Genomic DNA, 13873 nt, shown 5'->3' with positions numbered 1-13873 from the left:
TGTTTCAGGCGCTCGAACAGGGATTCCCGCTTTCGCGGGAATGACGCCGTGGGGTGGGGATATCCTACTGCTGTTGCTGCGCCTGTTGCCGCAGCACTTCTGACTCTGGCAGGGCGTTCGCGTATTTGAGTTCGCGATTGGCTCTGGCCCAGAAGGCTGGGTGGACGCGGTCGAGCAGGGCCGGGTCGCTGGCGCTGAGAGCCAGAGCGGCGGCTGTCTCGTCATCAAGGAACAAAATAGCGTTTTGGCGGTACCAGGCGGGGACGGCTTCGTCGGTCCAGATCTTGTCGCGCAGCACGTCATAGGGTTTTCGGCCATGGGCGGCGAAGTGCGTGGCCCAATAGCTTGGCCATTGCTCGTTGAGATGGCCGACACCGCCCTGGCCGGGGATGGCGGCGGAGAAGAGCACTGCGGGAGCCATGGCGACGAGGTCGGCGACGAAACTTTCGGCGCGCTCGGGGGACAGGTGCTCGGCGACTTCGAGCGAGAGCACGAGGTCGACCCGGGGGCCAGCAAAACGCTGTTCGAGATCACGGCTTTCGAAGACGATGTCGGGGGCGTCGAGCATGTCGGGCTTTACCCAATCGCCCTCGATGCCGAACTGATAGCTGGCGCCGGAGGCGACGAGGAAGGTGCCGGTGCCGCAGCCGATATCGGCGACGCGATTGCGCGGGAGCTTTTCGGGCAGGGCGGCAAAGATGCGGCTGGCGGCATGCGCCGTGTGGGCCCGGCGATTGGCGTAGAAATCGGCCGGATAGAGCGAAGTCGGCATGGGGCAGATTCTCCTCGGCGCAACTCTATGCGAGGTGGAGCAGCTGAGCCAGATGGTGATCGGCCGGGGCCAGATGGTAATCGGCCGGGCCAGATGGTGATCGGCCGGGTCTAGATCGTGATCGCCTGGGGCCGGAACTTTGGTCGGCACGACCCGTTGCAGGTGCAGCGTCGCCTCAAGCGAAAACCCGGAGACCGACAAATGGCTGAAAAGCAACTGGATGATCTGTTCCTCGAAACCCTCAAGGACATCTACTATGCCGAGCGGCAAATCCTGAAGGCGCTGCCCAAGATGGCCAAGGCTGCGACCTCGCCCGAACTCCGGGCCGGCTTCGAGCAGCACCACACGGAAACCGAAGGCCATGTGGAGCGGCTGGAGCGGGTGTTCGAACTGCTCGGCAAGACGCCGCGCGGCAAAACCTGCGACGCGATCCTCGGGATTCTGGACGAGGGCAAATCGATCATGGATGAGTTCAAGGGCACCCAGGCGCTTGATGCCGGGCTCACCGCTGCGGCGCAGGCGGTGGAGCACTATGAGATTGCCCGCTATGGCACGCTGCGGTCCTGGGCCAAGCAGCTTGGCCATACCGAAGCGGCCGATCTCTTTGGCCAGACGCTGGCCGAGGAAGAAGCGACGGACAAGAAGCTGACGCAATTGGCGACCAGCGTCGTCAACAAGAAGGCGGCCTGAAGCTCGACGGGGTGAGCGGGCAAGCGTTCACCCCCATTCTGCGGCAAGAGCAATGCACAAGAATTCGGCGCTGGCGGAGCGCGTGAGGGACACGGCTTATTTTCTCTGGGAACAGGATGGACGGCCGGAGGGCAGAGCGATGGAATATTGGCTCCGGGCCAAGCACATGCACCAAAGGCAGCTAGCCTATGATCGGTGGCTGGAAGACGGCACGCCACCGGATCGCTCGGACCTCTACTGGCACGAGGCCGAACGGCAGATCGAGGAGAAATGAAAACGGGCCCAGATGGGCCCGTTTTTTGTTCTCAGGAGAGCTGCGGCTCAGTCCTTTGCACGTTCCACGTAGGAATTGTCTTCCGTGAGGATGACGATGCGGGTGCCGGCATCGATGTGCGGGGGGACCATGACGCGGAGGCCATTGTTGAGGACGGCGGGCTTGTAGGAGGAAGAGGCGGTCTGACCCTTCACGACCGGCTCGGTCTCGACGATCTCGAAGGTCATGCGCTGCGGCAGTTCCATCGAGAGGGCGATGCCTTCGTGGGTCATGAGGTGAACCTTCATGCCGTCCGAGAGGTAGGCCTTCTGGTCGCCGATGACGTCGTCGGAAACGACGAGCTGCTCGTAGGTTTCCGGCTCCATGAAGTGGTTACCTTCACCGTCCGAATAGAGGTAGTCGTAGACGCGGTCATCGACGTCGGCCTTTTCGACCATTTCAACGGTGCGCCAGCGGCCGAGCACCTTCACGCCATCGGAAATGCGACGCATGGTGACGTTGGTCACCGAGTTGCCCTTGCCGGGGTGAACGTTTTCGGCCGTGAGGACGACGTGCAGGTTGCCGTCCTGCTCGACCACATGGCCTTTGCGCAGGGACGAGGCGATGACCTTGACCATTTTTCTTCCTTGTTCGATCGTTTGGCGCGTAATAGAGGCAGGGCCGTCCCGCGCCGATAAGCTATTGTCGAGCGCCCGATACCCTATTCCGCGCCATTTCGCCAGTCCGCACGGCAAGAAACCCGCATGACTTCGTTCGACATTGCCGATCCCTCGCCCTGGTGGGCGCCTGAACGCCATGCCGACCGGCGGCCAATCCTGCTTGCGCGTAGCCGGTTCGATGCGATGGTGCGGCTGTGGCTGGCGGAGCGCGATTTTCTCTTGGTCGATCCGCCGGGGCTGCAGCGCTCGCCGGGGAACGAGACGCATCTGCATGCCTTTGGCACGACGATGATCGGGAACGATGGGGAGGGGCAGGCGATGTATCTGCACACTTCGCCCGAATTCACCATGAAGAAGCTGCTGGCAGCGGGCGAGAAGCGGATCGCGAGCCTCCAGCATGTATGGCGCAATCGCGAGCGCTCGGCGCTGCACCATCCGGAATTCACCATGCTCGAATGGTATCGGGTGGGTGAGGCTTATGACGCCATCATTGCCGATACGCTGGCGATTATTGAGTTGGCCGCCGAGGTGACGAGGATTTCGCAGTTCGAGTTTCGCGGGCGGATTTGTGATCCGCGCGCTGGGGCAGAGCGGGTGAGCGTTGTCGATGCGTTTCTTGCGCATGCGGGTATCGACCTCTTCGCGACCATGGACGATGACGGCGTGCCTGATGGCGATGCGCTGGCGGCGCAGATGATCGCTGTTGGCCTCGACGTGCCGGAGGATCGGAGCTGGGGCTATCTCTTCAGTCGGGTCCTGGTCGAGAAGGTCGAGCCGCAATTGGGCAATGGGCGGGTTACGGTTCTTGATCGATACCCGGCCTGCGAGGCGGCTTTGGCGCGGCGCGTGCCGGGGGATCGGCGCGTGTCCGAACGGTTCGAGGTTTATGCCTGTGGGGTTGAGCTCGCCAATGGGTTCGGCGAGCTGACGGACGCGGCGGAGCAGCGGGTGCGGTTTCAGGCGGAGATGGCAGAGAAGCAGCGCATCTATGGCGAGCGCTATCCAATCGACGAGGATTTCCTGAAGGCGCTGGACTTGATGCCGGAGGCGAGCGGGGTGGCGCTGGGGTTTGACCGGCTGCTGATGCTGGCGACAGGTGCGCCACGGATCGAGGCGGTGCTTTGGGCGCCGGTGGCCGAATGAGCGCGATTGCCAAAATGCCGATGAAGGCGCGGGCGGCCTCGCTGAAGACCGTGGCCGATCTGGAAGCTGCAAGGCTCGTACCGGCCAACTCTGGCCTCGAGGCGGTGGCGGAGAAGTATGCCATCGGCATTACGCCGGCCGTGCTCGAGCTGATCGATCGCAATGATCCCGCTGATCCGATGGCCTTGCAGTTCGTCCCGTCTGCGGCGGAGCTGCTGACGACGCCGGAAGAGCGCGAGGACCCGATTGGCGATCTCTCGCACTCGCCGGTTGAGGGCATTGTCCATCGCTATCCGGATCGCGTGCTGCTGAAGGCCGTGCATGTGTGTCCGGTCTATTGTCGCTTCTGTTTCCGCCGCGAAATGGTGGGGCCGCAGGGATTGGGGACGCTGACTTCGGCGGAGCTCGATGCGGCGATGGACTATATCGCCAGCCACACGGAAATCTGGGAAGTGATCCTGACCGGCGGCGATCCGCTGGTGCTGTCGCCACGGCGGTTGGCCGGGTTGATGGAGCGGCTACGCGAGATCGAGCACGTCAAGATTGTGCGCTTTCATACCCGCGTGCCGGTGGTCGAGCCTGAGCGGATCGATGCGGAAATGGTCGCGGCTCTGACGTCGAGCGGCAAGACGACGTATCTCGCGGTACATGCCAATCATCCGCGCGAGTTTTCGCCTGCGGCCAAGGCGGCGTTCAAGGCGCTGGTCGATGGCGGAGTGGTTCTCGTCAGCCAGTCCGTGCTGCTGCGCGGCATCAATGACGATGTCGAAACGCTGGCGGCGCTGATGCGCGGGTTCGTCGAGAACCGCGTAAAGCCTTATTACCTGCACCACCCCGATCTGGCGCCGGGTACCAGCCATTTTCGTATGAGTATTGAAGAGGGCCAGAAGCTGGTCGCGGCGCTGCGCGGGCGGATTTCGGGGCTCTGCCAGCCGACCTATGTGCTCGATATTCCCGGCGGTTACGGCAAGGCCGATATCGGGGCGGCGACGGTGTCAGCCGGCGACGGTTGTTTCAGGGTGCGCGACTGGCAGGGCGAAGAGCACGCCTATCCGCCGGCCTGATCGCTTCACGTTTTGGCTGAAGTAACAGTAGCCCTCATGGTGAGGTGCGAAGCGCAGCGTAGCCTCGAACCACGAGGGCGTGCCTCTTAGCGCCACGCCCTCGTGGTTCGAGGCTTTGCTCTGCAAAGCACCTCACCATGAGGGCTACTGGAGCAGACAGCTTCAACCAATTAGTGAAACGCATAAACGAAAAGGGGCGCCAGCGGCGCCCCCAAAAACCTTATTCGACCACGCGGGGATCGACGTCCTTGCTGTAATCGACGCCGCCGACGGCGAAGCCGAAGAGGCGCATGAATTCTTCGCGGTATTTTGGCAGGTCGGCCAGCGCGGGCAGCGTCTCGGTGGTCAACTGTGCCCAGCGCTTTTCGAGTTCCTTCTGCATCGGGGCCGAAAGTTCCCAATCGTCGACGCGGATGCGGCTTTCGTCGTCTAGGGCCACTTCGCCCTGCAGCTTTTCGCGGAAGAGGCGGTCGATCTGGTGGATCGGGCCTTCGCCAAGGCCCATTTCGTCCTCGACCTTGATCAGCAGCGTGCCATAGAGCGGCACGACGGGGATAGCCGAGCTTGCCTGGGTGACGACGGCCTTGAGCGCCACGACATTGGCGGACTTCTCGCCGTGGGTCGCGCGGATTGCCTTGGCGGCGCGGTCGAGGTCGCCCTTGGCCTTGCCCAAAGTGCCCTTGTGGTAGATCGGCCAGGTCAGTTCGGAACCGAGATAGGTGTAGTTGAGGCTGAGGAAGCCATCAGCCAGAACGCCGGCATCCGACAGGGCCTTGATCCAGAGTTCCCAATCTTCGCCGCCCATGACCTTGATGGTCGCCTGGGCTTCTTCCTCAGTCGCCGGTTCGACGGTGATTTCTGAAACTTCGCCGGTGGCGGGGTTGAGCGTCTTGGAGGTCACCTGCTGGCCGTAGGGCTTGATGGCCGAGCGATAGGTGACGCCGTCCTTGGGGTCGGTGCGGACCGGGGAGGCGAGGGAATAGACGATGAGATCGACCTGGCCGAGATTGGCCTTGATCGCCTCGATGGTCTCGGCCTTGATCGCGTCGGAGAAGGCGTCGCCTTCGATGGTGACGGCCTTGCGGCCGGCGGCGCGGGCGCGGTTTTCGAAGGCGCGGTTATTATACCAGCCGGCGGAGGCGGGGCGGTTTTCGGCCGGCTCGCGCTCGAAGGATACGCCAACGGTATCGGCATCGCTGCCAAAGGTGGTGACGATGCGCGAGGCGAGGCCATAGCCCGTCGAGCAGCCGAGCACGAGCACGCGCTTGCGATCCGAAGGAATGGCACCCTTGATGACGACATGGTCGATCTGGTGCTGCACATTGGCGGCGCAGCCCGTGGGGTGGGCGGTGACGCAGATGAAGCCGCGGATTTTGGGCTCGATAATCATGGGATTTTCTCCTCGATCTTAAGAAGCCAATAGCGGGATTGGCGGCCGAGTTCCAGTGAGTGCGTCAGGTTTTGCCCGTTCGACAGGGAGATACCTGCAACTGTGCTGGTGCTTGAGCAGCAAGCTTTTCCACAATTGCGGTGTGTTCAAGGCTGGTTCGTGACTGGCCTCTGCTGTCCTATTCGAGCCGAGTCGGGCCCCAAAGCTGACAACTCGAAGAGGCACTTCATGTCCCAGGTCACCCTTCCGCTACCCAATCGATCCCTGACCATTGCTCCAAAGCCGTTTTCGATGCCGGCGGGCTTCCTGTTTACAGTCGTCGTGCTTTCGGCGTTGGCAGTGGGTCTTGTCTGGTGGCAGGGGCCGGGCCTGTGGCGCGACTGGCAGATTAACCAGGATCCACGCACGGTGGAGGATTGGGACCTGCGCGATGGCGAGTGCAGCTCGCGCCGCGGCCTTACCGATTGCGAGGCTGATATTACCTATCGCGTCGACGGGCAGAGCTACGAGAAACATATCTCGCTGGCCTTTCTCGATTTTTCGAGCAGCGACTACATGGTCGACGTGGTGATTGCGCGGGACGACCCGGAGCTGGCGACGCTGAGCCTCGGGCTCGACATGCTGTGGAACCGGTTGGCGGTGTTTGCCGTGTTCATGCTGCTGTTCGCTGGTGGCGCGATCGCGACGATCATTACGGCTTTGAAGGCAGCAGGAGCCAATCGTGCAGCGGCGACGCCGGGGCGGTTGACGCCGGTGCCGGTCGAGATCGCGGAGTTGAAGAAGGTCACGGGCGGCATGGCCGTGTCCTATATCGACCATCTCAAGGGGCGTTCGAAGCGTACGACGCGCACGCATTTCGCCAAGGGGCAGGAGCCGCTGATCGGGCTCGATGAGACCGGCAAGCAGGTGGGTGTGGCGGTCAAGCTCGAGCATGTGGCCATTCCGGTGCTGCTCGATCGCAATCTCGAACGGGTAGAACTGACTGATATCGAGCGCGAGCAGGCACTGGCGGCTTTCGGTGCCGAGCAGGAGCAGCGTGGCGCAAGGCTCGCGGCCAATCCGCCGCCGAAGGCGAAGCGCGGGCCCAATATCGTGCGGGGGCTGCTGGCTGGTGGCGCTGTGCTGGTGCTGGCCGTCGTCGCGTTCTTCGGCTTCTGGCTCTATTACGTCACCGTGGCGCCGGATGCCTTCGATGCGGTTGGCATCGAGATCAACAATATCATGCCCGAGCCGCTCAACACCTGGGGCTGCGAGCAGCTTTATGCGCGCTTCGGCGACGGCAATGCGCCCTATGGTTGCACGGCCGATGACTATGTGAGCTGGAAGGTCGCCAAGAGCGCGAGCAAGGTGAAATGAAAAAGGGCGCCGAGAGGCGCCCTTAGCTTATTCCTTCGCCCGGCCGGCCGGGAAAATGCCGGACATGACCGTAAAACCCGGTACGCGGCGCACGCGGTCGGTCCAGCGGCGGAGGGCGGGATAATCCTGGCGGGATATGCCGCCTTCTTCGCTCAGCATCACATAGGGGAAGCAGGCGATATCGGCGGTGGTCGGATGGGCCGGAGAGCAGAGCCAGTCGCGGCCGGACTTTTCGCCGAACCAGAGGTGTTCGTCCATCAGCCGGAAAATGCGATGGGCACCCTTTTGCGATTTCTCGATATCGAAGGCGTAGCCATAGCCGAGTGCGAGGCGGGCGGCAGAGGAGGTCGAGGTGATGTCGTCGGCGACGGAGTGCCAGCGCAGCACTTCGGCGGTGACGGCCGGGTCATCGGGGAACCAGTTTCCGGAGGTGTCGTACTTCTTGGCCAGATAGGCGAGGATGGCGCCGGAATCCGAGAGGGTCAGATCATCGTCCTTCAGCACCGGCAATTGGCCGAAGGGGTTCATGCGCAGGAACCAGTCGGCCTTGTGCTGACGGCCAGGGAAGAAATCCACCGGCACGATTTCGAAGGGCAGGTTGAGGATATTCATGAGCAGGCGCAGCTTGTAGCAGTTGCCCGAGAGCTCGAAGTCGTAAAGCGTTATGGTCATTACTAAATATCCAGCACGAGGCGGCCAGATTTGGCGCGGCTGACACAGGTCATCATGCAGGTATTGGAGGCCTTCTCGGTCTTGTTGAGATAGACGTCCTGATGGTCGACCTCGCCCTCCATCACGGTGGTGAGACAGGTGCCGCAGGCGCCTTGCTCGCAGGAGGAGGGGACAGTGAGGCCGGCTTCACGCATGGTTTCGAGGATAGTCTTGCCGGCCGGGACATGGAGCGTCATGGCCGAGCGGGCGAGTTCCACGTCGAAGGCGGACGAGGAATCGATGACCTTGTCGTTCTGGAAATATTCGAAGTGGATCGCATCGTCGGGCCAGCCGAGCGAGGCCGCGGTTTCCTGCACCATTTCGAGCATGGCGCCGGGGCCGCAGATATAGACGTGGTTGGCGAATTGGTACTGGCCAAGCACTTCGGCGATCTTGGCCTTGATGGCGTCGCGGGCGAGGCCGACATGGCGGTCGATTTTGCCGTGAAGCGCAGCGAGTTCGCTCTGGAAGGCGAGGCCGTCGCCAGTGCGGGCAAAGTAATGCAGCTCGTAGGGCAGGCTCGACTTGTCGAGGAAGCGGGCCATTGACAGCAGCGGCGTAATGCCAATGCCGCCGGCGATGAGCACGGTGCGGGTGGCGTCGCGGCGCAGCGGGAAATTGTTGCGCGGCTCGGAGATGGCGAGGACGTCACCTTCGCGGACCGTTTCGACGAGCACCTTCGAGCCGCCCTTGCTGGCGCTCTCCTGCTTGACGCCAATGACATAGGACGAAAGATCGCCGGGGCCGTTGGTGATCGAGTATTGGCGGATCAGGCCATTGGGCAGGTGCACGTCGATATGGGCGCCGGGCTGGAAGGTCGGCAGGTGCTTGCCGTCGCGGTCAGCCAGCTCAAAGCCGATGACGCCATCGGCTGATTTCCACTTGCGCTTGACCACGACCGGCATGGTGTTGCCGCGCGGAATGGCGATGTCGGGCATGGAGGCGAGGTCGGCCGAGACCTTTTCGAAAACTGGCTGCAGCGGCTCGGGCGTTGGCTTCCTGGCCGCGGCGCGTTCTAGGCGATCGCGCAGCTTGGTCAGCGTCTCGTTGTAGTGGCGGAGGGTTGCCACTTCGTCTTCCGGCTTGCCGGCAATGAGGCCACGAATGACGGCGCGGCCGGCATCGACGGGCTGGACGAAGTAGATTGTTGTGCCGAGGCGCAGGGCCATGCCGGGGAGGAGGTCGGCCGGCTGGTCATCGGGGGCGAGGCCGGCAAGTCCTGCGAGCACGTCTTCTGGCGTGGCATTGATCGGCATCGGGCGCAGCGGGAACCAGTCGGTACCTTCGGCGCCGGCGAAGGGCGCGAATTTCTGGTCGTCATTGGCGGCGGACCAGATGAGGCCGAAGGCTTCCTTGACCGGATATTTGCGGTTTTCGATGCGGCGGGCCGGGGCGTCGGCGGGGTGGGCCGGGATATAGGTGCAGCCGGCCGATTGGTTGGCATAGCGCCAGCCATGGTACTGGCATTTCAGTTCCTGGCCTTCATTGATGCCAATGGAAAGGCGCACGCCGCGGTGAAGGCACCGGTTTTCCCAGACGTTTACATTGCCATCATCGGCGCGCCAGACGGCGAGTTCACGGCCGAGCAACTGGCCCTGATAGACGTGGCGGAACGGCAAGTCCTCGCTTGAGGCGATGGGGTACCAGGCGGGGTCTGAGAGGGACAGGGGCATGTCGATCAGATCCAAAAGTTTGAGGATCGCGCCACGATCGAATTTTTAGTCACAAACCGCCCTGGCGTACGGGGCGGGTTGGTTTATCTCGATGCCATCCCCGCGAAAGCGGGGACCCCTGTTTTGTAACGGAGGTTCCCGCTTTCGCGGGAATGACACCGTGGAATACTAGGAGGCCTGCGGGATCACACCGTAGGTAATCCCCTTTCTGGCTCAACCATCTCCGATAGGCGATGGCTGATTTGTCGGCGCGGATCGGGGTTTCCGAGCGCGGATCGAGCGGCAGTTTCTTGGGGTACTGGTTTTCGAGGATCGGCTTGTCCTGGCCGAAAATGGTCTGCTGGAAGCGGCGCAGATCGGTCACGGTCGAATAGGAGTCGATCATCGACTGCAGCAGGTGTGCGCGGCAGGTTTCTTCGGTCATGGGCTGGAGGAAGATGCCGATGACGTCGCGACGGTTTTCGTCCTCGGGGCAGGATTTATAGAGCACCGAACAGAAGGGGTGCGGCACGCGATAGACATATTCGACTTCCATCGCGCCGGTTGCCGATTTGGCGGCCATGGGCTGGATGAACTTGCACTTGGTGGCCAGCACTTCGTCGCGTTCTTCGGAAACCTCGACGTCGTACTCCTTGACCTCGGTATGGGGTTCGGAACCCAGGATGTCGGTGTGGACATAGGGGAAGTGACCCATGTCGAGGAAGTTTTCGACGGCGCGCGGGGCGGAGACGTGGATGCCGATGGAGCCGCAGCTCATATTGGTGCGGTCGGGCTCGGCATATTCGGGGATCGGGAAGAGTTCGGCCGAAGGGGTGCCGAGGCAGGTCCAGGTGTAGCCATAGGCGGTGCGAACCGGGAGGCGGTCGAACACGGTTTCGGCGTCGATTTCGTCGCCGTTTTCCTCGTCCGTTGCGAGCCACACGACCGGTTCGCCATCGAGGCCGCGCGTCAGGGCGATGCGGCGATCAAGCAGCAGCGTCGTTTCGACGAGACCGATGGCGAGTTCATCGGTTGCGGCGACGACGTGCCAAAGGTCTTTGGTAGTCTGATCGGGGGCTTTGGGCATGGGGCTGGTCTCAACTTTGGCTCAAGAATAGCGGCACGGGATGCGAGTGCCAACAAAAAGTGCGTGAGGGTGGTGTGCGGCTAAAGCATGGGCAGTGCATATCCCTCTCTCCGTCGTCCTCATCGCCGGGCTTGTCCCGGTGATCCATGGGATAGGGCGGTGCGCGCGGAGAGGTGGATTGCCCGAACAAGTCGGGCAATGACGACGGGGGAGGTTTCGGCTTTCGTCTCGTTGATGCGGTGGGTAGAACGGGGTGAGGGAGATACCAATGAGTGATGATATTTCGCCGCGTTTTGACGAAGCCCTTGTGCGGGAGCGTGTTGAGACGCGACTAGCCGAGGCTGGGGCGAGCGCGGCTTCGCGGGCGGCGGCGATCAGGGCGATGATCCATGCGTCGCTGGTGGGTGTGGACAGCCATGGCGTGCGGCTGACCGGTCACTATTGCAGAATGCTCGGCGGCGGGCGGCTCAACAAGAACCCGCAATTGAAGGTGGAAAGCCGGGGCGCGGGTAGCGCCATGGTCCATGGCGATGATGGGCTCGGGCACTATGCGGCCTACAAGGCAGTCGAGGTTGGCATTGAGCTGGCGCGGCAGGCCGGGGTTGGCGCTGTGGGCACAAAGCACTCGTCGCATCTGGGCGCGACGGGCGCTTATGCGCTGGCGGGGGCGGAGCAGGGGTTTGTCACCTTTGCGACCACCAATACCGACTCCATGGTGGCGCTCTATGATGGGGCGCAGAAATTCCACGGCACCAACCCGCTGGCCTTTGCCGCGCCCGTGCCGAATGCGCGGCCGTGGCTCCTGGACATGGCGACCTCGTCCATTCCGCTCAATCGCGTGCTGCTGCACCGCTCGCTCGACAAGGAATTGCCCGAGGGTGTTGCGGCAACTGCCGATGGTGAGCCGACGACCGATCCGCATGCGGCGGACATGCTGCTGCCGCTCGGCGGTTTGGATTATGGCTACAAGGGAGCTGCGCTGGCGGGGGTGGCGACGCTGTTTTCGGCGCTGCTGACGGGGACAACGCTCGATCCCGATTTCATCCCCATGTATGGCGGCGACGATATTTCGACGCCTCGGAACATGGGACATTTCGTGCTGGTGATCGATCCAGACAAATTTGCCGGGCGCGCGGTCTTTGCGGCGGCGATCGGGAGCTATCTCGAGAGCCTGCGTGGGTCGCGGGTGCGCGAGGGCGGGCGGGTGATGGCGCCGGGGGATCGTGAGTGGGAAGAGATGGATCGGCGGAGGGCCGAGGGGATACCGGTTGATCCGGATACGGTGAGGTTTTTGGGCTTGGCCTGAAGCCTCCCCAAACTCAGCGTCATCCCCGCGAAAGCGGGGATCTCCGTTGTGAAACAGGGATTCCCGCTTACGCGGGAATGACGCCGTGGCCGGACGGGGGGAGGGACCTATTCCGCCTCTTCCTTCGGCTCCTCGTAGTCCACATCCCCAGCCTTCAGCGCTCCATCTTCCACCGTAAAGTGGATGACCGCCGAGCCACCCGTTGGGCAGCAATTGGCGTCGGTTTCTTGCCACAAGCTGGTGCGGGCGACGTATTCGCCCCAATAGTCTTCGCCGAAATCGTAGGTGACGCCCTTCCAGATTTCGAGGCCTTTTGGCAGCTTTGCCTCGACGCCTTCCCACCAGCTATCCATGTCCACCCGGCGCCATTCCTTGTCGTCGGCGGAAAATTCGAACAGGACGTCGGCATTGAACGAGCCGGTGCCGGCAGTCACGCCGGGCAGGTGGAAGAGGATGGGTTCGGCTTCGGAGAGGCGGGGCAGCTGATACCAGACGCCGTTGAAGTCGCTGGCGAGCAGTTCCCGGGCGCCATCGGTTTCGGCAAAGACCACCACGCCGCCGGCCATGCCCTCATATTCGTCGACGCCGGACTGGATCTGGTAGGCGAGCCGGTTCGTGTCGCGCGGGGCGACATAGCCCGCTGCGGCCACGGTGCAGTTCTTGAGGGTGGTTTCGAGGCAGGTGTCGCCGAGCGATTTCAGCGAGACGGGCGCGGCAAGGGCGGTGCCGGGCAGGAGAGCGGCAACGAGGGCGGGGAGAAGCAGACGGGGCAGCATGAGGACCTCCACAACTGGCCCCATACTGCCCGTTTCATAAGAGGCTGTCAGCCTTCGCGGAATATGTCGAAGGGACCGATTGCCTGCGTGGTGGCCATCAGTTCGATCTTGTTGATGTTGACGTGGGCCGGCAGCGTCGTGGACCAGAAAATGCTCTCGGCAATGTCTTCGGCGTTCATCGCCTTGGTCTTGGAATAGGGCGCGGATGCCTTGCCCTCGTCGCCCTTGAAGCGGACCAGCGAGAATTCGGTTTCCGTCAGGCCGGGTTCGATATTGGTGACGCGGACATTCTTGCCCTGCAGGTCCGAGCGCAGATTGAGCGCGAACTGCTTCACGAAGGCCTTGGTGGCGCCATAGACCGAGCCGCCGGGATAGGCATATTCGCCGGCCACGGAGCCAAGGGTCACCACATGGCCGCCGCCGCGGGCAATGAGACCGGGCAGCAGCAGGCGCACGGTGTAGACCAGACCCGAAATATTGGTTGAGATCATTGTCTCCCAATCGTCGAGCACGGCTTCGGCAGCCGGCTGGAGGCCGAGGGCAAGGCCGGCATTGGCGAGGACGATGTTGATGGCGTTGAAGGGCGCGGGGATTTCGGCAATGGCCTTTTCCATCGCGGCGCGGTCCTGCACGTCGAGCTCGATGATGTAGCAGTTGTCGGCGCCGAGTTCGGCCTGCAGCTTTTCCAAGCGGTCCTTGCGGCGGCCGGTCGCGATCACCTTGCCGCCGGCGGCGACATAGCGGCGGGCGGCCGCTTCGCCAAAGCCCGAGGTGGCGCCGGTGATGAAGACGACAAAGCGGCTGGGGTCGAGCAGCTGGTACATTTCAGGTCCTGAAGGAAGGTCAGAAAGGGAGGCTGGCAAGGTGGACCGGCAGACTGGCTGCGTCAACCTTTCCAAAGTTTAAGGCTGCATTGCCAAAGCCTAACGTGAAGTTCGACCCCGAATTCCTTATTTTGAGCATGAGATTCATGTTTGGGGTTTTAAGATATTG

At 62.6% G+C, this 13873-nt stretch carries 14 protein-coding genes; 6 read left to right on the top strand and 8 right to left on the bottom strand.

Annotation, left to right across the window (positions count from 1 at the left end; all coding sequences use genetic code 11):
* Nucleotides 1-64: 64 nt before the first annotated feature.
* Nucleotides 65-772: a class I SAM-dependent methyltransferase gene (locus NVV77_RS15570; RefSeq protein WP_295414834.1), complete on the bottom strand. Its 708-nt coding sequence runs from the start codon at nucleotides 770-772 to the stop codon at nucleotides 65-67.
* 201 nt (nucleotides 773-973) lie between these two features.
* Here NVV77_RS15570 and NVV77_RS15565 point away from each other — a divergent pair, with 201 nt between their 5' ends.
* Nucleotides 974-1462: a ferritin-like domain-containing protein gene (locus NVV77_RS15565; protein ID WP_295414832.1), complete on the top strand. Its 489-nt coding sequence runs from the start codon at nucleotides 974-976 to the stop codon at nucleotides 1460-1462.
* A gap of 52 nt (nucleotides 1463-1514) precedes the next feature.
* A complete protein-coding gene (locus tag NVV77_RS15560) occupies nucleotides 1515-1736 on the top strand; it encodes a DUF2934 domain-containing protein (protein ID WP_295414831.1) in 222 nt (73 codons plus the stop codon).
* Between the two features lie 47 nt (nucleotides 1737-1783).
* Here NVV77_RS15560 and efp read toward each other — a convergent pair whose 3' ends face one another.
* Entirely contained in the window at nucleotides 1784-2353 is a 570-nt protein-coding gene (gene efp / locus NVV77_RS15555; protein ID WP_291416202.1) for an elongation factor P, read from the bottom strand.
* 126 nt (nucleotides 2354-2479) lie between these two features.
* Here efp and epmA point away from each other — a divergent pair, with 126 nt between their 5' ends.
* A complete protein-coding gene (gene epmA, locus NVV77_RS15550) occupies nucleotides 2480-3538 on the top strand; it encodes an EF-P lysine aminoacylase EpmA (RefSeq protein ID WP_295414829.1) in 1059 nt (352 codons plus the stop codon).
* A gap of 20 nt (nucleotides 3539-3558) precedes the next feature.
* Nucleotides 3559-4602: a lysine-2,3-aminomutase-like protein gene (locus NVV77_RS15545; RefSeq protein WP_295416154.1), complete on the top strand. Its 1044-nt coding sequence runs from the start codon at nucleotides 3559-3561 to the stop codon at nucleotides 4600-4602.
* A 220-nt stretch (nucleotides 4603-4822) separates the two neighbouring features.
* Here NVV77_RS15545 and fabV read toward each other — a convergent pair whose 3' ends face one another.
* Nucleotides 4823-5992, bottom strand: a complete 1170-nt coding sequence (fabV, locus tag NVV77_RS15540) for an enoyl-ACP reductase FabV (RefSeq protein WP_295414827.1) — start codon at nucleotides 5990-5992, stop codon at nucleotides 4823-4825.
* Nucleotides 5993-6220: 228 nt separating this feature from the next.
* On the opposite strand from fabV, the gene NVV77_RS15535 reads away from it, so the two are divergent.
* Complete coding sequence (locus NVV77_RS15535) at nucleotides 6221-7348, top strand: hypothetical protein (RefSeq protein WP_295414825.1); 1128 nt, start codon at nucleotides 6221-6223, stop codon at nucleotides 7346-7348.
* A gap of 27 nt (nucleotides 7349-7375) precedes the next feature.
* On the opposite strand, the gene NVV77_RS15530 is transcribed toward NVV77_RS15535, so the two are convergent.
* From NVV77_RS15530 to NVV77_RS15520, 3 genes are read right to left on the bottom strand one after another with little or no spacing between them, the layout of a single operon-like run.
* Nucleotides 7376-8020, bottom strand: coding sequence for a glutathione S-transferase family protein (locus NVV77_RS15530; protein WP_295414824.1), 645 nt, complete (start codon nucleotides 8018-8020; stop codon nucleotides 7376-7378).
* Between the two features lie 2 nt (nucleotides 8021-8022).
* Nucleotides 8023-9732 carry a Rieske 2Fe-2S domain-containing protein gene (locus NVV77_RS15525; RefSeq protein WP_295414822.1) on the bottom strand — a complete coding sequence of 570 codons (1710 nt, stop codon included), beginning with the start codon at nucleotides 9730-9732 and terminating at the stop codon, nucleotides 8023-8025.
* 49 nt (nucleotides 9733-9781) lie between these two features.
* Nucleotides 9782-10798 (bottom strand): aromatic ring-hydroxylating dioxygenase subunit alpha, encoded by a 1017-nt coding sequence (locus NVV77_RS15520; protein WP_295414820.1) that lies wholly within the window; start codon nucleotides 10796-10798, stop codon nucleotides 9782-9784.
* Between the two features lie 268 nt (nucleotides 10799-11066).
* Between NVV77_RS15520 and NVV77_RS15515 the strand changes: the two genes are divergently transcribed.
* Entirely contained in the window at nucleotides 11067-12104 is a 1038-nt protein-coding gene (locus tag NVV77_RS15515; RefSeq protein WP_295414819.1) for an Ldh family oxidoreductase, read from the top strand.
* A 107-nt stretch (nucleotides 12105-12211) separates the two neighbouring features.
* Here the strand turns inward: NVV77_RS15515 and NVV77_RS15510 are convergent, their stop codons facing one another.
* Both NVV77_RS15510 and NVV77_RS15505 read right to left on the bottom strand, forming a co-directional pair.
* Nucleotides 12212-12880 carry a hypothetical protein gene (locus tag NVV77_RS15510; protein WP_295414817.1) on the bottom strand — a complete coding sequence of 223 codons (669 nt, stop codon included), beginning with the start codon at nucleotides 12878-12880 and terminating at the stop codon, nucleotides 12212-12214.
* Nucleotides 12881-12927: 47 nt separating this feature from the next.
* Nucleotides 12928-13704, bottom strand: coding sequence for an SDR family NAD(P)-dependent oxidoreductase (locus NVV77_RS15505; RefSeq protein WP_295414815.1), 777 nt, complete (start codon nucleotides 13702-13704; stop codon nucleotides 12928-12930).
* Nucleotides 13705-13873: the final 169 nt, after the last annotated feature.

This window comes from Devosia sp. (assembly GCF_024707125.1).
Classification (GTDB): Bacteria; Pseudomonadota; Alphaproteobacteria; order Rhizobiales; family Devosiaceae; genus Devosia.
The sequence above is the reverse complement of the archived record's forward strand: the minus strand, read 5'-3'. Positions and strand labels throughout refer to the sequence as shown.